Below are 17381 nucleotides of genomic sequence, written 5' to 3' on the forward strand. Positions count from 1 at the left end.
ATCCATCATCCATCCCCGGGGGACCGCTGGTGCAGCGGTTGAGAGGAGGGCCGCAGCCCTCGACCCGCCGAACCTGATCCGGCTGACACCGGCGTAGGGAGGGAGCGGCGCAGACCTCGCCCCGTGTCCTTCCCCGCGACAATGCGAGGAACGAAAGACATGGCCGACATCCCTGCCCGCACCGAGATCGGCGTCACCACCGGCCCGATTCGCGGTTCCCGCAAGATCCATGTCGGCCCGCTCGGGGTCGCGATGCGCGCGATCGATCTGGAGCCGTCGTCGGGCGAGCCGCCGCTCAACGTCTATGACACGTCCGGGCCTTATACCGATCCCGAGGCGCGGATCGACATCATGGCGGGCCTACCCGCGCTGCGCCGCGAGTGGATCATCGGGCGCGGCGACGTCGAAAGCTATGACGCGCGCTCGGTGAAGCCGGAGGACAACGGCCTCAAGGGCCCGGACCGTTCGGCCGGCGTCGCCCAATTCCCCAATGTCGTGAAGCGTCCGCTGCGCGCCAAGCCGGGCGCGAACGTCAGCCAGATGCACTATGCCCGGCGCGGCATCATCACGCCGGAGATGGAATATGTCGCGACCCGCGAGAATCTTGGGCGCGAGATGCTCAAGGAATATGCCCGCGATGGCCAGAGCTGGGGCGCGGCGATACCCGATTACGTGACGCCGGAGTTCGTCCGCGACGAGGTGGCGCGCGGGCGGGCGATCATCCCCAACAACATCAACCACCCGGAAAGCGAGCCGATGGCGATCGGCCGCAACTTCCTCGTCAAGATCAACGCCAATATCGGCAATTCGGCGGTCGCCAGCGACGTGGCAAGCGAGGTCGACAAGATGGTCTGGTCGATCCGCTGGGGCGCGGACACGGTGATGGACCTCTCCACCGGCCGCAACATCCACGACACGCGCGAATGGATCATCCGCAACTCGCCCGTGCCGATCGGCACCGTGCCGATCTATCAGGCGCTGGAGAAGGTCGGCGGCATCGCCGAGGACCTGACGTGGGAAATCTTCCGCGACACGCTGATCGAGCAGGCCGAGCAGGGCGTCGATTATTTCACGATCCACGCCGGCGTGCGCCTGCCCTATGTGCCGCTCACCGCCAAGCGCGTCACCGGAATCGTCTCGCGCGGCGGCTCGATCATGGCGAAATGGTGCCTCGCGCATCACCGCGAATCCTTCCTCTACGAGCGGTTCGACGAGATCACCGAGATCATGAAGGCCTATGACATCGCCTATTCGCTGGGCGACGGCCTGCGCCCCGGCTCGATCGCCGACGCCAACGACGAGGCGCAGTTCGCCGAGCTCTACACTTTGGGCGAGCTGACGAAGCGCGCCTGGGCGCAGGACGTGCAGGTGATGATCGAAGGCCCCGGCCATGTGCCGATGCACAAGATCAAGGAGAATATGGACAAGCAGCTCGAGGCGTGCGGCGAGGCCCCCTTCTACACGCTCGGGCCGCTGACCACCGACATCGCGCCTGGCTATGATCACATCACCAGCGGCATCGGCGCGGCGATGATCGGCTGGTACGGCACGGCGATGCTCTGCTACGTCACGCCGAAGGAGCATCTCGGCCTGCCCGACCGCGACGACGTGAAGGTGGGCGTCGTCACCTACAAGCTCGCCGCCCATGCCGCCGATCTGGCGAAGGGGCACCCGGCGGCCAAGCTGCGCGACGACGCGCTGAGCCGCGCCCGCTTCGAATTCCGCTGGCGCGACCAGTTCAACCTCAGCCTCGATCCCGACACGGCGGAGGAATATCACGACCAGACGCTGCCGGCGGAAGGCGCGAAGAGTGCGCATTTCTGCTCGATGTGCGGGCCGAAATTCTGCTCGATGAAGATCACGCAGGAAGTACGCGATTTCGCCCGGTTGCAGAATCAGTCGGCGGACGCCTTCGTCGCGGCCGACGCCGAAGCCGGCATGAAGCAGATGAGCGAGGTCTATAACGAAACCGGCCGCGAGCTCTACATGGGCGCGGGCGACCGGGAGCATGATTGAGGGGATGGGGCGATGCCATGGTCGCCCCGTTTCTTCACGACATCATACCATCAGTGCCAACTCGCGCCGGACGGGCAATCCGCGCGCAGCGGGCACGCGAGGCAGCACGGCGCCTCATGACGGCAATAGAGCTGCCCCAGCCGCTTCATCACGATATGCAGGTCGAGAAAGTCCGGCCCGCTCCATGCCGGCAGCGCGGCCGTCACCGCCTCGCTCGCCGCGCGATAATCGGCGTGGTCGGGCACTGCGCCGAGCCGGCGCAGTACGCGCAGGACATGCGTGTCGACGATCATCACCGGCAGCGCGAGGGTGCTCGCGTTCAGCGTCGAGGCGGACACCTTGCGGCCCACGCCGTCCAGCCGCTCCAGCCACGCCAGCGCGTCATCCAGCGGACGATCGGCGAGCGAATCGAGCCGGAAGCCCATGGGTTCGCGACGCAGCCGGCTTAGCGCGGAGACGACATAGCGCGCCTTGTCCTCGGCGAAAGTGACATCCTCGATGACCTGCGCGACCGCGGCCGGCTGAGCCTCCGCCAGCCGCGCTACGCTGCCGAACTTCGCGCTCAAACGCTCGAATGCCGCCTGCGACACCGCGTCGCGCGTCCGACCGCTGATCATCGACTTGATGAGCTGCGCCACCGGCCTGCGCGCGGGCCAAGGCGCGATTCCCGCGCGCAAGCCCGCGAGCCGCGCGCGCCACCGTGCGATATCCGCGCCCAGAAAGCCGAACGCCATTTGCATGACGCTCTATTAGAACAAAAGAAGAACAAATACCAGCGGTCTCTTAGACCTTCTCCGGCAGCGCCCAGTCGATCCGTCCCCGCCCATTCCGTTCCAGAAACGCATTCGCCTGCGAGAAATGCCGGCAGCCGAACCAGCCGCTATGCGCCGACAGCGGCGATGGGTGCGCAGCCTTCAGCACCAGATGGTGCCCGCCCTGCTCCACGCTGCGCACGAACGCGGCCTTCTTCTGCGCATAGCTGCCCCACAGCATGAAGACGATCGGCTCCGGCCGCGCGGCGATCAGGCGGATGATCGCGTCGGTGAACTTCTCCCACCCCCGGTCGCGGTGCGCGGCGGCCTGCCCGCTCACCACGGTCAGCACGCTGTTGAGCAGCAGCACGCCCTGCTCCGCCCAGCTTTCGAGGAAGCCGTGCGCCGGCGGCCGGATGCCGCAATCGCTCTCCAGCTCCTTGTAGATGTTGACGAGGCTCGGCGGCGGGCGGACACCGGGGCGGACGGAGAAGCACAGGCCATGCGCCTGCCCCGGACCGTGATATGGGTCCTGCCCGAGGATCACGACACGCACGTCCGGCAGCGGCGTCAGCTCCAGTGCGCGGAACCAGTTGCTGGAATGCGGGAAAATCTGCTTCCCGGCCGCTTTCTCCGCCAGCAGGAACTGGCGGAGCGCGCCCATATAGTCGCTGGAGAACTCGGCGCGCAGCGGCTCCAGCCAGCTCGGGTCCATCTTCGGATCGGCCATCCGTCGCCTCCTTCAGCGCTTGCGGACGAACTCGGCGCGCAGGACGAGGCCCTTGATGCCGTCGAACCTGCAGTCGATCTCCTGCGGGTCGCCGGTCAGGCGGATCGCCCTGATGAGCGTGCCGCGCTTCAGCGTCTGCCCCGCGCCCTTCACGTCGAGGTCCTTGATGAGCGTCACCTGATCGCCGTCCGCGAGCAGGTTGCCGACCGAATCGCGCACCTCGATCCGGTCCGCTGCCGCGCGCTTCGTGGCCAGTTCGGACGCGGGAAGCCATTCGCCGCTTTCCTCATCGAACACATAATCTTCATCGTCAGCCATGTGTGGCCCCCTTTGGTCGCAATCCGATCAGCGGGCGAATCAGCGGAATCGCGCGTCCGCCGAGATAGAAAGCCCAGCACCCCGCCACCGTCGCGGCGACGAGGATCGCGAATTCCGCCGGCCCCGAAAGATGCAGCGGCAGCAGCCAGAACATCACCACCACGATGATCGTCTGGTGGATGATATAGAAGGGGAACACCGCCTCCGTCAGCATCCGTCGCGCGGGCGTGTCACGGTTCCACCAGCGGTCCGCCACACCGAGCAGCGCGACGATCGATCCCCATTGCTGCAAGGCATGCGCCGCGCCGTAAGGGCGAAGCACCCAGCGCGGCGTCGGCACCGAAGGCGGCCAGGTGAATTCGATCGCCAGCACGCAGCCGAACGCGGCCAGCGCGATCACCGCCGCGACCGGCCACAACCGGGCGATCGCCGCCATCGCCGGCGCGGAGCGCGCCAGCCCGAAGCCGAACAGGAAATAGGGGACGTACATGGAATGCGCCATCGTATCGTCGAACAGCGCATGGGTTTCGCCGACCATCGGAAACCACCAGACATGGACGGCGAGCGCCCATGCCATCGGGACGAGGATCACGCCCCAGCCGCCGAACAGCCGGTCGAACCAGCGCTGCAACAGCTCCGTCCGCACCAGCATGACGAGCAGGGTCAGGCCGAGCGTATAGACCCAGAGATAGCCGACGAACCACAGATGGTTCCATGTCGGCAGCACGATCCCGTCCAGCGGGCCGAAACGGAAATAATCGTGCAGCCAGAAATAAGGGAAGCCGTGGCCGTAGCCGTATTTGGTGGTCAGCTCGACCCACGGCTGCGGCGGCACGATCACCATCACGCCGAAAGCGAGCGGCACCAGCAGCCGCCAGCTCCGGTTGGCGAGAAACGCCCCCGGCCCCGCCGACCGCCGGATCAGCGCGCGGCTGGCGTAGCCCGAGACGACGAACAGCAGCGGCAGCCGCCACGCATTCGTCGCCATCATCGGCAGGGTGGTCCAATCCTCGCCGTTGGTCGACTTCACATGGAAGTTCCACGGCACGAACACCATGCCGATATGATAGAGGATGAGCAGGCCGAATGCCCCGATACGCAGCCAGTCCATCCCGTAATGTCGTGCCATCCGGGCGGCTGTAGGGTCCAAAGCGTGGAAGGACAATCACATGGGGCTTTCGATGAAGCGGGCGGGGCACCGCTTCACCGTGCCCGGAAGATGATTCAGCGCTTGACGCGCGGCATCCCCATGAAGTCGCGCTTGCCGATCTCGACGCCCTTCATGCGCAGGATCGCGTAAGCGATCGAGGCGTGGAAATAGAAATTCGGCTGCGAGAAGCTGAGCAGGAAATTGGCGCCACCGAAGGGCAGCGCGGTTTCGCCGAAGCGGAACTCGGTATCGCGATCGGCCAGCGCGTTCACCTCCGCCGGATCGAGCGCCTTGAGCGCCGCGATCCCATCCCGCACCTTGGCGCGCAGCCCGGCGAAGTCGGTCGGCCACGGATCGAGATTGGGCGAATAGCTGCCCGCCTGCACGCCCGCGATCGCGCCCACGGCATGTTCGACCGACGCCTTCACCTGATAGCCGAACGGCAGCATGTCCGGCGCGAGCCGCGCGTCGATCAGCTCGGCCGGCGCGATGCCCCGCTCGGCGGCGAACGCTTCCGCCTTGTCGACCAGCCCAGCGACCGCGCCGAGGATCTGGATGTTCGAGGGGATCGTCGCGTCGTAGAGGGAAAGCGTCATCGAACCTGCTCCTTTTCGGCACGCGGCGTTCCGTTCCGCGTTGCAACCCGCTATATCGCCTCCGATCCCGATAGGAAGCGTATCCATGTCCGTCCGTCCCTGGCGCGATATCCAGCGCCGCAAGAGCCGCCAGATCATGGTGGGCAGCGTCCCCGTCGGCGGCGACGCGCCCGTCACCGTGCAGACCATGACCAACACCCCGACCAGCGACGCTAAGGCGACGATCGACCAGATCCGCCGTTGCGAGGAGGCGGGCGTCGACATCATCCGCGTGAGCTGCCCGGACGTGGAGAGCACCGCCGCGTTCAAGCAGATCGCCCGCGTCGCGCGCGTGCCGATCGTCGCGGACATCCATTTCCACTACAAGCGCGCGCTGGAGGCGGCGGACGCGGGGGCGGCGTGCCTGCGCATCAACCCTGGCAACATCGGCTCGGCGGAGCGCGTCAACGAAGTGGTCAACGCCGCCAAGGCCAACGGCTGCGCGATCCGCATCGGCGTGAACGCCGGCAGCCTCGAGAAGGATCTGCTCGAAAAATATGGCGAGCCGTGCCCGGAGGCTTTGGTCGAGAGCGCGCTCGATCACATCAAGTTGCTTCAGGACCGCGATTTCCACGAGTTCAAGGTGGCGGTGAAGGCGTCCGACGTGTTCCTCGCCGTCGCCGCCTATCAGCAGCTTGCCGAGGCGGTGGACTGCCCGCTGCATCTCGGCATCACCGAGGCCGGCGGATTCGTCGGCGGCACGGTGAAGTCCGCCATCGGGATCGGTTCGCTCTTGTGGTACGGGATCGGCGACACGATCCGCGTCTCGCTCTCCGCCGAGCCGGAGGACGAGGTGCGCGTCGGCTTCGAGATCCTCAAGGCGCTGGGCATCCGCAACCGCGGCGTGCGCGTGGTGAGCTGCCCGAGCTGCGCGCGGCAGGGCTTCGACGTGATCCGCACCGTGCAGGCGCTGGAGGAGCGGCTCCAGCATATCCGCACGCCGATGTCGCTTTCGGTGCTGGGCTGCGTCGTCAACGGCCCCGGCGAGGCGCGCGAGACCGATATCGGCATCACCGGCGGCGGCAACGGCAAGCACATGGTCTATCTGTCGGGCGTCACCGACCATCATGTGCAGGACGCCGACATGATCGAGCATATCGTCAAGCTGGTCGAGGCCAAGGCGGCGGAGATCGAGGCCGCGTCCGACGCGGCGATCGCGGCCGAATAGCCGCCTCTCGCCCACCCGATCCGTTGAACCGCCCGCTCTCCCCGGCGCTGGCCTTCGCTGTCGCGGCGGCGGGGATCGGGCTGTTCGCGATCATGGACGCGTTCATGAAGTCGCTGACGCTCGCGCTGGGCGTCTATAACGCATTGATCTGGCGGACCGGGATGTCGGCGCTGTTCGGCTTCGGCGCATGGGCGGCGAGCGGTGCGCGGCGTCCGACGCGGCGCGGGATGCGGCTGCACCTGATCCGGGGAGCGCTGACGGCGGCGATGGCGCTGCTGTTCTTCTGGGGCCTCGCGCACGTACCGATGGCGCAGGCGATCACGCTGTCGTACATCGCGCCGCTACTCGCGCTGCTGATGGGCGCGTTGTTCCTGCACGAGCGGGTCGGGCGGCGCGTGGCGGGTGCGTCGCTCGCCGCTTTCGCCGGGGTGCTGGTGGTGCTGGCGGGCCAGTCGCAGGCGGCGCTCGGTCCGGCGGCGCTGAAGGGCGCGCTGGCGGTGCTCGGCTCGGCCCTGCTCTATGCCGTCAACCTCGTCGTCGCGCGGATACAGAGCCAGGCCGCCGATCCCGGCGGGATCGCCTTCTTCCAGTCGGCGATCGTCACCGCCGTCCTCGCGCTCGGCGCGCCGTGGCTGCTCGCGGTGCCGGAGGCGGCGCAATGGTGGAAGATCGTCGTCGGCGGCCTTCTCGCCACCGTCTCGCTGTTCCTGCTCGGCTGGGCCTATGCGCATGGCGAGGCGGGCTATCTGGCGACGACCGAATATACGTCGTTCGTCTATGCCGCGACGCTCGGCTATGCGGTGTTCGGCGAGCGGCTGTCGCCATATACGCTGGCGGGCGCGGCGATCATCATCGCGGCGTGCCTCTATGCCGCAAGGCGGCGCAATACCGCGCCGGCCGATCCGATGACGGAGGGCACCGGCTCCCAACCGGCCTCTCATTCAGCTTATCCTTGACAGGAGGGCTGGCGCGGCTTCCGCGTGAGCGGATCAAACGGTAGAGCGCGCGGCATGACCGTTTCGATCCGTCCCGCCGCGCCGCACGATTGCGGCACGATCCTGCGCTTCGTGCGCGAACTGGCCGAATATGAGCGCGAACCGGACGCCGTGGAGGCTACCGAGGAGATGCTCGCCGCCGCGCTATTCGCGACGCCCCCCGCCGCCGAGGCGCTGATCGCCGAACACGACGGCGCGGCGATCGGCTTCGCCCTGTTCTTCCACAATTTCTCGACCTGGGCGGGCAAGCGCGGCATCTATCTTGAGGACCTGTACGTCACGCCGGCCGCGCGCGGTTCGGGGGCGGGCAAGGCGCTGCTCGCGCATCTCGCGGGGCTGGCGCTCGATCGCGGCTGCGCGCGGTTCGAATGGGCGGTGCTCGACTGGAACACCCCGGCGATCGACTTCTATCGCGCGATGGGCGCGGTCGGCATGGACGAATGGACCGTGCAGCGCGTCAGCGGCGACGCGCTCGTCCGCCTCGCGGGGCGCGGCTGATGGCGTGGTTGTGGCTGATCGTCGGCGGCTGTTTCGAGGTGGGGTTCACCACCTGCCTGCGCTACGTCGACGGCTTCCGCAACGTGCCGTGGACGCTGGGCTTCCTCGCCTCGGTCACATTGTCGATGGGGCTGCTGGAGGTCGCCTCGCGCTCGATCCCGATGGGGACGGCCTATGCGGTCTGGGGCGGGATCGGCGCACTCGGCACGGTGCTGGTCGGCATCGCCTTCTTCGGCGAGCCGCTGAGCGTGGTGCGCGGCCTGCTGATCCTCGGCGTGGTCGCGTGCATCGCCGGCCTCAAGATGACGGCATGAGCATCGATGCCGGCCTTGCCGATTGGGTGGCGGAGGCGATGGCGCCGGTCGGCACGGTCACGCGCAAGCGGCTGTTCGGCGGAGCAGCGCTCTATTGCGACGGGCTGACCTTCGCGATCATCGCGTTCGACGCCCTGTGGTTCAAGGCGGATGCGCAGAGCGCCGCCGCGTGGGACGCGATCGACGCGCCGCTTTTCACCGTGACGCGCGACAACGGCCGGGTGCAATCCCTGCCCTATCGCCGCGCGCCGGACGATGTGTACGACGATCCCGAGGCGCTGCGCGACTGGGCCATGCTCGCGCTGGAAGCGGCGCGGCGCGCACCACCACGGCTGGCACGGCGGCGCAGCAAGCGCGCGGCGCGCGGGTAAGCCCCGCACCGCCCGCTATCGCCTCAGGCGGCCTTGCTCTTCTTCGCGCGGTCGATCGACTCGATCACGATCTGCCGCGCCTCCTCGGCGTCGCCCCAATTGCCGATCCGCACCCACTTTTCGGATTCGAGATCCTTATAGTGGGTGAAGAAATGCTCGATCTGCTGGAGTACGATCGAGGGCAGGTCCTGCCGCTCGCCGACGTCCGAATAATAAGGGAAGGTCGTGTCGACCGGCACGCAGATCAGCTTCTCGTCGCCGCCATGCTCGTCCTCGAGGTTGAGCACGCCGATCGGCCGCGCGCGGACGACGCAGCCGGGAATGAACGGCGAGCGCGAGATCACCAGCGCGTCCAGCGGATCGCCGTCCGGCGACAGGGTATGCGGCACGAAGCCGTAGTTCGCCGGATAGCGCATCGGCGTATGCAGGATGCGATCGACGAACAGCGCGCCGGATTCCTTGTCGAACTCGTACTTCACCGGCTCGCCGCCGAGCGGCACCTCGATGATGACGTTGAGGTCCTCGGGCGGGTTCTTGCCCACGGGGATGAGGTCGATGCGCATCTTGTCCTTCACTTCGCTCGAACGACATGGCACCGGCCCGCGCGTCAGCGCGGCGCCAGCAGCCTGTCCAGGCCACCCTCTCCGGTCCCGATCTTTTCGAGGCGCGGGTAGCGCAGGCCGTCGTGCCAGTCGAGCGTTACCGTGCGATAATCCTCGCCGTTCCTGACGAGCAGCGTCACCGGCGCCCTCGTGTCCTTCGCGGCGGCGATCGCGGCCTTCAACCCCTCGGGCGAATAGCTCTCGCCGTTCACCGCCGCGATCACCGTGCCCACGGTCAGCCCCGCCTTGAACGCGGCGCTATCCCACGTCACCCCGCTCAACGCCCCGCCCTCGCCGACGATGAAGCCGCCGGACCAGGTGAGATCGGTGACCTTGCGCACCTTCTCCCCGTCGCGGAACGCCGGCGTCGCCTGATCGGTATAGACGAGGCGATAGCCGTTGCGCGCGAAGCCCTCGATCGGCGCGCCCTCGGCATGCTCGGTCAGCCGCTTCACCAGATAGGCCTTCCAGTCCCACGGCTGGATCGCGTTCAGCGTCTGCGCGACATCGTCGATCGTATAGGTCAGCTCGCCCCAATCGCCGTCGCGCATCCCGAAGAAGGCGCGGGCGAAATCGTCAATCGACTTCCGGCCGCCCGATTTCTCGCGCAGCAGCGAATCGACATCCATCCAGACGAGCAGGCCCTCGTTGTAATAATCCTCGCTGCGCTGCCAGCTCACCCAGCCCTTCGGCTTGCGCTGGGCGATCACCGGATCGTTGGTGGTGTCGAGCAGGTCGCGCCAGTGCCGCGCGGGCTGCGAATCGTAATTCGCCATGATCGTCGCATATTGATCGAGCGTGTCCTGCTTGGAGACCAGCCCCGAACGGGCCTGAAGCACATAGCCCCAGAATTGCGTCTGCCCCTCATAAACCCACAGCAGCGAGCCGCGCATCGGCGTACGGAAATCCGGCGTCCACAGGTCCGCGCCGCGCCGGAACTTGCCGTTCCAGCTATGGGTGAATTCGTGCGGCAGCAGGTTGCGGCGCCCCGGCCCGTCGGCCCATTTCGCGAAATAGCCGGGTGTCACGCCGTCCTCGGAACTGCGGTGATGCTCCAGCCCGATCCCGCCGAGCCGGTCGGTGATCGAGAGCAGAAAATCATAATGGTCGTAATGCTGCGATCCGAAGGTCTTGACCGCCTGATCGACCAATTTCCTGTGCGCGTCGATCTGCGCCGGCGTCGCCACCAGCTCGGCCGGATTGTCGGCGAAGACGTTGAGCGTCACCTTGTCGCTCAGCGGGATCACCCGGCCGTAGCGACCGGCGAGCATCGGCGAATCGACCAGCACCTCGTAATTGGTCTGCTCATAAGCCCAGGTGTTGCCCCCGGTGCCGACCGGCTTGCCGCGCAGCGCGCCCGCCGCCGTCCAGCCCGCCGGCCACGTCACGTTCATCCGCACCGGGATGCGGCGCGTGAACCAGCCCGCCGGATAGAGGCTGACCGAATTGGGCTGGAGGCTGATCATCGTCGGGGTGACGGCGATGCGGCCCTGATCCTTCTTGGTCGCGGAAAGGAACTGGAATTCCACGTCGAGCTGCGCCGCGCCCGCCGGCACGTCGATATGGAAGGCGAAGACATCGACCGGGTCGCGCGTCCACGGCACCGGCTTGCCGCCCGCGCGGATCACCAGTCCGGCGACCTTCTCGATCTCCGCGCGCGGCGAATGCGCGCCGGGGAGCCATTTCGGGAAAAGCAGGGTGAGGGCGCCGGCCTTGGCGACGGGAATGGTCTGCTTCACGCGCAGGATGCCGCGCACCGTGTCGGTGGCGTCGACGTTCACCACCATCGGCCCGGCGGGATAAGCCTCGTCGCGCGGCTGCGGAATGGTGTCGACGAAGGGGACGGGCTGCGGCGCGGAATTGCCGGCGGGGACCTGGGCGAAGGCGGCGGAAGATACGGAAACCAGAAAAGCGGCGAAGGCGCTACGGATCATCAATCAGGCTTTCGGAAGAATGACATATGCCGCGACGCTAGCCGCCACCGCTCGCCGGCTCAATGCCCGCCGCTGCTGCCCAACACGTTGATGGTGAAGGCGAGCACGCCGATGTTGAACACGAAGGCCGCGAGGCACTGCCCGATCGACACCCGCCGCATCCGCCGCGCGGTCATGTTCACGTCCGACGTCTGGAAGGTCATGCCCAGCGTGAAGCTGAAATAGATGAAATCCCAATAGTTCGGCTCGTCGCAGTTCGGGAAGTCCAGTCCGCCGGTGTCCTGCCCCGATTTCTCGCTGTAATAGATGTGCGCATAGTGCAGCGCATAGACGATGTTCGAGAACAGCCACGCCAGCACCAATGTCGCGACGACCAGCGCGATGATCCACGCCGATGGCTGCGTCCCCAGTTCGGTCAGCACCACCACCAGGATGACGGTGGTCACCAGCCCGGTGATCGCCAGCAGCCCGGCGCGGTTGGCGTCATTGTCCTTGGCATGGGCGCGCATGTCGCGGCTGTCGTCATTGAGCAGCGGCCAGAGCGAGGCGAGGAACACTATCGCGCCCGCGTCGAAGCCGATCATCAGCGCGCGGCCCCATTCGAACCTCCCCGCGATCCCGGCGGCGATGCCGGCCGCCGCCATGATCGCCATCGAGACGAGGAAACGCACTGGCGCGAGGCGCCGTCCGATGTGCCATCCGTGATCGCTCCGGGTCATATCCTCCACCTAGCGCCGCGCGCGTTCCTCGCATAGATAGCCGCCCTTCATCATGGCCCGTATCCAGACCCCCAATCGCGTCCGCGGCACGCAGGACATCTTCGGCGCGGAACAGCGCCGCTTCGCCACCGTGCTCGACACGTTCGATCGCGTGCGCCGGCTCTATTGCTTCGGCCGCGTCGACGTGCCCGTGTTCGAGGCGACCGAGGTGTTCGCCCGCTCGATCGGCGAGACCACCGATGTCGTCTCCAAGGAGATGTACACCTTCCCCGACAAGGGCGGGGATTCGCTGACGCTGCGGCCGGAGTTCACCGCCGGCATCGCGCGCGCCTATATCACCGAGGGGTGGCAGCAGTTCGCGCCGCTCAAGCTCGCCACCTCCGGCGCGGTGTTTCGCTACGAGCGGCCGCAGAAGGGGCGCTATCGCCAGTTCCACCAGATCGACGCGGAGATACTCGGCGCGCCGGAGCCTTCCGCCGACGTGGAATTGCTGTGCCTCGCCGACCAGTTGCTCCACGAGCTTGGCATTGCCGACGACGTGACGTTGCAGCTCAACACGCTCGGCGACGCGGCGACACGCGACGCATGGCGCGATGCCTTGGTCGCGCATTTCGAGCGGCATCGCGGCGATCTGTCCGAGGATAGCGTGGCGCGGCTCGACAAGAATCCGCTGCGCATCCTCGATTCGAAGGACCCGCGCGACCGCCCGATCGCCGACGCCGCCCCCGGCATCGACGATTTCATGACCACCGAGGCCGGCGCCTTCTTCGAGAGCGTGACGCGCGGGCTGGATGCGGCGGGCGTGGCGTGGACGCGCAACGCGCGGCTGGTGCGCGGGCTGGACTATTATCGCCACACCGCGTTCGAATTCGTCACCGACCGGCTCGGCGCGCAGGGCACGGTGCTCGGCGGCGGGCGCTATGACGGGCTGGTCGAGAATCTCGGCGGCCCGGCGACGGCGGGCGTCGGCTGGGCGGCGGGGGTCGAGCGGCTGGCGATGCTGCTGGCGGAGCCGGCGGCAGAAACCGCCGAATTGACCGTGCTCCCAGATGGGGCGGGATTCGACGCTCTGGCGACTGAATTGCTAACACTCCTTCGAGCCGAAGGTATTCGGTCGCAGGCTTCGTTCGAGGGCAAGTACAACAAACGATATGAGCGCGCGAAGCGGTCAGGATCAATCCGGGCGTTGAACGTGGAGCGCGCCGCAGATGCTTCGACAATCGCGAATGTGCGCATTCGCGACTTGAATCCCGGCGAACCAGTTAGAGACCGTGTTGAGCGAGCGCTGAACGTTCGGTTCGAGGTCGAACAGATCGCCGGCACGGGCAACTTCGTTCTGCTGCGACGGAAATGACCGCCATCTCGCTCGACCGCATCCGGCAGATCGAGGCGCGGCGCGACGAACTCGCTGCGCTGATGGCGACCGGCGACCTGTCGGGCGACCGTTTCGTGCAGGTGTCGAAGGAATATGCCGAGCTTGAGCCGGTCGCCGCCGCCGCCGCGGAGGTTCGCCGGCTGCGGCAGGAAGCGGAGAGCCTCGCGCATATGACCGGCGACGCCGATGCCGAATTGCGCGCGATGGCCGAGGAGGAATTGCGCGAGAACAAGACCGCGCTGGAAACGGCCGACCGCAGGCTCGCGCTCGCCCTGCTGCCGCGCGACGCCGCCGACCAGCGGTCCGCGATGCTGGAGGTGCGCGCCGGCACCGGCGGCGACGAGGCGGCGCTGTTCGCCGGCGACCTGTTCCGCATGTACCAACGCTACGCCGAGACACAGGGCTGGCGGGTCGAGCTGATCTCGGCCTCCGAAAGCGAGGTCGGCGGATTCAAGGAGGTGGTAGCCTCCGTCACCGGGCAGGGCGTGTTCGCCAAGCTCAAGTTCGAGAGCGGCGTCCACCGCGTCCAGCGTGTCCCGGTCACCGAGAGCGGCGGGCGCATCCACACCTCCGCCGCCACCGTCGCGGTGCTGCCGGAGGCGGAGGAGGTGGACGTGCAGATCGACGACAAGGATTTGCGCATCGACATCTATCGCTCGTCCGGGCCGGGCGGCCAGTCGGTCAACACCACCGATTCGGCGGTGCGCATCGTCCATATTCCGACCGGCCTCACCGTGATCCAGCAGGACGAGAAATCGCAGCACAAGAACAAGGCCAAGGCGATGAAGGTGCTGCGCACCCGCCTCTACGAGATGGAGCGCGAGCGACTCCATGCCGAGCGGGCCGGCGCGCGCAAGTCGATGGTCGGAACGGGCGACCGTTCGGAGCGCATCCGCACCTATAATTTCCCGCAGGGCCGCGTGACCGACCACCGCATCAACCTGACGCTGCATCGCCTGCCGGAAATACTGGCGGGCGACATGGGCGAGCTGATCGGCGCGCTGATCGCGGAGGATGAGGCGGAACGGCTTGCTTCCCTCGACGCGGCGTAGGCCGGTGGGATCGCCGCCCCGGTCCGACGCCCGCGACGCACTGGCCGATGCCGCCGCGCGCTTCACCTTCTCCGCCACCCCGCGGCTCGATGCGGAGCTGCTGCTCGCTCACGCGCTCGGCATCACGCGCGAGCGGCTGCTGCTGACGCTGGCCGACCACACCGCCCCGCCCGCCTTCGCCGCGCTGGTGGAGCGCCGGGCGGCGCATGAGCCAATCGCCTATATCACCGGCACGCGCGCCTTCTGGACGATCGACCTCCGCGTCGCGCCCGGCGCGTTGATCCCGCGCGCCGACAGCGAGACGTTGATCGAGGCGGCGGTCGCGCATTTCGCGGGCACGGCCGGGCCGAGGCGCGTGCTCGATCTCGGCACCGGCTCGGGCGCGCTGCTGCTCGCCGCGCTCGATCAATGGCCCGGTGCGAGCGGCGTGGGGCTGGATGCCTCTCCGGCCGCGCTGACAATCGCGCGCGACAATGCCGTGCGCATCGCTCCCGGCCGCGCGACGATCGCGGCGGGCGGCTGGGAAGGCACCGGGGAGGCGTTCGACCTGATCCTGTGCAATCCGCCCTATATCGCCACCGGCGCCGCGCTGCCGCCCGAGGTGGTGGAATATGAGCCAGCCTCCGCGCTGTTCGCCGGGCCGGACGGGCTGGACGACTATCGGATAATCGCCGCTTTGCTCGGACGGCAGATCGCCCCCGACGGCGTGGCGTGCATCGAGATCGGGCACGACCAGCAAGAGAGCGCCGCCGCGCTGTTCCGCGCCGCCGGCCTGGCCGTCGCATTGCGCCGCGATCTTGCCGGTCGCGACCGTTGCCTCGTCGTCACGTCTTGAAACTGACAGTTGAAATTCGCACATTTCGCTTTGAGAAACCCCGCACAACCGCTAAGAGGCCGGCAGGGGCACGCCATATCAACTCCAAGTAGTTGAAAAAGGGCAGGTTGCCCGCTCTTCGTCATAAGCCGCTGTAGTCCGGCGGCCTTGGCAGGTCCGGTTCGCGCGACGATTCGCGTCATACCGGGCCGGGAATGTCGCACCGGGAAGTCCGGCGCCGGTTTCGGGATTGGGGCCATTTGGGTTCGAGGACGAGGACAGTAATTTGATCAACAATCGTCAGAACGGCCGCCGTCGCGGTCGCGGTGGTGGGCAGCGTTCGCCCGGTGGTGGGCAGGGGCAGCGCGACAGCGGCAATCGGATCGACAGCCGCGCGCGCGGCAATGCGGCCCAGCTTCTTGAGAAATACAAGAACATGGCGCGCGACGCCCAGCTTTCCGGCGACCGCGTCAACACCGAATATTATCTCCAGTTCGCCGATCATTATTTCCGGGTCCTCGCGGACCAGCGCGGTCGTTTCGAGGAGCAGAGCCGCGATCGCCGCCCGCGCGACGATTTCGACGATGGCGACGATTTCGGCGATTTCAACGATCCCATCCGCGCCGACGAGCAGCCGTCGCGCGGCGACGAGGGCCGCCGCGAGGAACGCGCCTGGCGCGAGGAGCGCAACGGGCGCGAGGAACGTGCCGGTCGCGAGGAACGCGCAGGTCGCGAGGAGCGCAATGGACGCGAGCGCCGCTATGATCGCCGCGACGAGGCGCCAGCCCCTATAGCCGCCGAGCCGGCGCGTGAGGAAGCGCCCGCCCCGGCCGTGGCGGAGGAAAGCGCCGACAGCGCCCCGGTCGAGGCGCCACGCCCGCGTCGTGGCCGTCCGCGCCGCAATCCGCTGCCGGAGACCGAGCAGGTCGAAGCGCTCGGCGCCGATCGCCTGCCGCCGTCGCTCGGCGCGGTGCCGCCAGAGGGTGTGGTCGCCAGCGAGGGCGAGCCGGTCGAGGCACCAAAGCCGCGCACCCGCCGCCGCCGCACGGTCGGCGCGGAAGCCGGCGCGAACTGATCCATTGCGGGATCGACGAAAAGGGCCGGTTCCTCGCAGATGGAACCGGCCCTTTTGCTTATCCAGTCCACGCCGGTCAGCGCCGGTCGCGATCGTCCACCGCCTCGTCATGCCCGGTGCCGGAGCTGAGGAAAGCGAGGCCCATCAGCGCGCCGGCCATCAGCACGGTGCCTACGACGCCGCCGATCGTCGCCAGCGTCGCGACCCAGCCGAGCGTGCCGTAGATCCGCCCGAGCGCCCAGACCGAGACGATCGCCGCGATCACGCCCGCCAGCCCCATCCACATCAGGATGCGGCGGAAGCGCGCCCAGGCGAAGCGTGCGGATTCGGGGTCGTCCAGCCCGGATTTATGCTCGTTCATCCTTTGCCATTAGCCCGGAAAAGTGAGACGCTGCCAGCCCGACATGGCAGGAGACGGACGATGACGATCGCGGCGATCCTCGGCAACAAGGGGCGGGACGTGATCTACGTCAGCCCGACGCAGACGGTGGCGGAGGCGATCGCGCTGCTCGCGAAGCACCGGATCGGCGCCGTCCCGGTGATCGACGGTGGCGCGGTGGTCGGCGTCTTTTCCGAGCGCGACGTGATCCACGGGCTGCGCGACGGCGACACCGCGACGCTGCAACGCCCGGTATCCGAGACGATGACCGCGCCGGCACATACCGTCGCCCTCGCCGAGCCGGTGCTCGCCGCGCTCTCGCTGATGACGCGGCGGCGGATACGCCACCTGCCGGTGGTGGAGGACGGGCGCGTCATCGGCATCGTCTCGATCGGCGATCTGGTGAAATACCGCATCGAGAAGATCGAGGCCGACGCGGCGGCGATGCGGGAATATATCCAGCAGGCCTAGGATTTGGCCGTTG

The 17381-nt window shown here is 67.6% G+C and carries 20 protein-coding genes and 1 riboswitch; of the genes, 11 read left to right on the forward strand and 9 right to left on the reverse strand.

The features are described from left to right. The first annotated feature begins 6 nt into the window (after positions 1 to 6). Positions 7 to 117: riboswitch (TPP riboswitch) on the forward strand. Between the two features lie 42 nt (positions 118 to 159). After that, the gene (gene thiC, locus F9288_RS03310) at positions 160 to 2016 is read left to right on the forward strand and encodes a phosphomethylpyrimidine synthase ThiC (RefSeq protein ID WP_174835249.1); all 1857 of its coding nucleotides are present in this window, start codon (positions 160 to 162) and stop codon (positions 2014 to 2016) included. A 50-nt stretch (positions 2017 to 2066) separates the two neighbouring features. Here the strand turns inward: thiC and nth are convergent, their stop codons facing one another. The 5 genes from nth to F9288_RS03335 all read right to left on the reverse strand — a co-directional run bounded on the left by nth (position 2067) and on the right by F9288_RS03335 (position 5562). Then, the gene (gene nth, locus F9288_RS03315; RefSeq protein WP_174835250.1) at positions 2067 to 2750 is read right to left on the reverse strand and encodes an endonuclease III; all 684 of its coding nucleotides are present in this window, start codon (positions 2748 to 2750) and stop codon (positions 2067 to 2069) included. 49 nt (positions 2751 to 2799) lie between these two features. Beyond that, positions 2800 to 3498, reverse strand: a complete 699-nt coding sequence (gene ung / locus F9288_RS03320; protein WP_174835251.1) for a uracil-DNA glycosylase — start codon at positions 3496 to 3498, stop codon at positions 2800 to 2802. 12 nt (positions 3499 to 3510) lie between these two features. After that, positions 3511 to 3816 (reverse strand): alkylphosphonate utilization protein, encoded by a 306-nt coding sequence (locus F9288_RS03325; protein ID WP_174835252.1) that lies wholly within the window; start codon positions 3814 to 3816, stop codon positions 3511 to 3513. After that, positions 3809 to 4945, reverse strand: coding sequence for an acyltransferase family protein (locus F9288_RS03330; protein WP_174835253.1), 1137 nt, complete (start codon positions 4943 to 4945; stop codon positions 3809 to 3811). Before F9288_RS03330 ends, F9288_RS03325 begins: the two co-directional genes overlap by 8 nt. A gap of 95 nt (positions 4946 to 5040) precedes the next feature. Then, a complete protein-coding gene (locus F9288_RS03335) occupies positions 5041 to 5562 on the reverse strand; it encodes a DUF1993 family protein (protein WP_174835254.1) in 522 nt (173 codons plus the stop codon). A gap of 85 nt (positions 5563 to 5647) precedes the next feature. Between F9288_RS03335 and ispG the strand changes: the two genes are divergently transcribed. From ispG to F9288_RS03360, 5 genes are read left to right on the forward strand one after another with little or no spacing between them, the layout of a single operon-like run. Continuing rightward, entirely contained in the window at positions 5648 to 6769 is a 1122-nt protein-coding gene (gene ispG / locus F9288_RS03340; protein WP_174835255.1) for a flavodoxin-dependent (E)-4-hydroxy-3-methylbut-2-enyl-diphosphate synthase, read from the forward strand. A gap of 23 nt (positions 6770 to 6792) precedes the next feature. Continuing rightward, positions 6793 to 7725 carry a DMT family transporter gene (locus F9288_RS03345; protein ID WP_174835256.1) on the forward strand — a complete coding sequence of 311 codons (933 nt, stop codon included), beginning with the start codon at positions 6793 to 6795 and terminating at the stop codon, positions 7723 to 7725. 54 nt (positions 7726 to 7779) lie between these two features. Continuing rightward, the gene (locus tag F9288_RS03350) at positions 7780 to 8262 is read left to right on the forward strand and encodes a GNAT family N-acetyltransferase (protein WP_174835257.1); all 483 of its coding nucleotides are present in this window, start codon (positions 7780 to 7782) and stop codon (positions 8260 to 8262) included. Continuing rightward, positions 8262 to 8576: a multidrug efflux SMR transporter gene (locus F9288_RS03355; RefSeq protein WP_174835258.1), complete on the forward strand. Its 315-nt coding sequence runs from the start codon at positions 8262 to 8264 to the stop codon at positions 8574 to 8576. Before F9288_RS03350 ends, F9288_RS03355 begins: the two co-directional genes overlap by 1 nt. Then, positions 8573 to 8947 carry a TfoX/Sxy family protein gene (locus F9288_RS03360; protein ID WP_174835259.1) on the forward strand — a complete coding sequence of 125 codons (375 nt, stop codon included), beginning with the start codon at positions 8573 to 8575 and terminating at the stop codon, positions 8945 to 8947. Before F9288_RS03355 ends, F9288_RS03360 begins: the two co-directional genes overlap by 4 nt. Positions 8948 to 8970: 23 nt before the next feature. Here F9288_RS03360 and ppa read toward each other — a convergent pair whose 3' ends face one another. Genes ppa through F9288_RS03375 form a run of 3 tightly spaced genes read right to left on the reverse strand, consistent with a single transcriptional unit; the run spans position 8971 to position 12202 of the window. Continuing rightward, positions 8971 to 9510, reverse strand: a complete 540-nt coding sequence (ppa, locus tag F9288_RS03365) for an inorganic diphosphatase (protein WP_174835260.1) — start codon at positions 9508 to 9510, stop codon at positions 8971 to 8973. A gap of 44 nt (positions 9511 to 9554) precedes the next feature. Further along, on the reverse strand, positions 9555 to 11483 hold the full coding sequence (locus tag F9288_RS03370) for a M61 family metallopeptidase (protein WP_174835261.1): 1929 nt from the start codon (positions 11481 to 11483) through the stop codon (positions 9555 to 9557). A gap of 59 nt (positions 11484 to 11542) precedes the next feature. Then, positions 11543 to 12202, reverse strand: coding sequence for a DUF1345 domain-containing protein (locus F9288_RS03375; RefSeq protein ID WP_174835262.1), 660 nt, complete (start codon positions 12200 to 12202; stop codon positions 11543 to 11545). A gap of 52 nt (positions 12203 to 12254) precedes the next feature. Between F9288_RS03375 and hisS the strand changes: the two genes are divergently transcribed. From hisS to F9288_RS03395, 4 genes are all read left to right on the forward strand, one after another. After that, a complete protein-coding gene (hisS, locus tag F9288_RS03380; protein ID WP_174835263.1) occupies positions 12255 to 13556 on the forward strand; it encodes a histidine--tRNA ligase in 1302 nt (433 codons plus the stop codon). Beyond that, a complete protein-coding gene (gene prfA, locus F9288_RS03385; RefSeq protein WP_174835264.1) occupies positions 13553 to 14629 on the forward strand; it encodes a peptide chain release factor 1 in 1077 nt (358 codons plus the stop codon). The genes hisS and prfA overlap by 4 nt, the downstream gene beginning before the upstream one ends. Before the next feature lie 4 nt (positions 14630 to 14633). After that, positions 14634 to 15464: a peptide chain release factor N(5)-glutamine methyltransferase gene (prmC, locus tag F9288_RS03390; RefSeq protein ID WP_254621056.1), complete on the forward strand. Its 831-nt coding sequence runs from the start codon at positions 14634 to 14636 to the stop codon at positions 15462 to 15464. A gap of 265 nt (positions 15465 to 15729) precedes the next feature. After that, on the forward strand, positions 15730 to 16518 hold the full coding sequence (locus tag F9288_RS03395; RefSeq protein ID WP_174835266.1) for a DUF4167 domain-containing protein: 789 nt from the start codon (positions 15730 to 15732) through the stop codon (positions 16516 to 16518). Positions 16519 to 16594: 76 nt separating this feature from the next. Here the strand turns inward: F9288_RS03395 and F9288_RS03400 are convergent, their stop codons facing one another. Beyond that, positions 16595 to 16879, reverse strand: coding sequence for a hypothetical protein (locus tag F9288_RS03400; RefSeq protein ID WP_174835267.1), 285 nt, complete (start codon positions 16877 to 16879; stop codon positions 16595 to 16597). A 60-nt stretch (positions 16880 to 16939) separates the two neighbouring features. On the opposite strand from F9288_RS03400, the gene F9288_RS03405 reads away from it, so the two are divergent. Then, positions 16940 to 17368, forward strand: a complete 429-nt coding sequence (locus F9288_RS03405) for a CBS domain-containing protein (protein WP_174835268.1) — start codon at positions 16940 to 16942, stop codon at positions 17366 to 17368. Positions 17369 to 17381: the final 13 nt, after the last annotated feature.

This window comes from Sphingomonas sp. CL5.1, from assembly GCF_013344685.1.
GTDB lineage: Bacteria > Pseudomonadota > Alphaproteobacteria > Sphingomonadales > Sphingomonadaceae > Sphingomonas.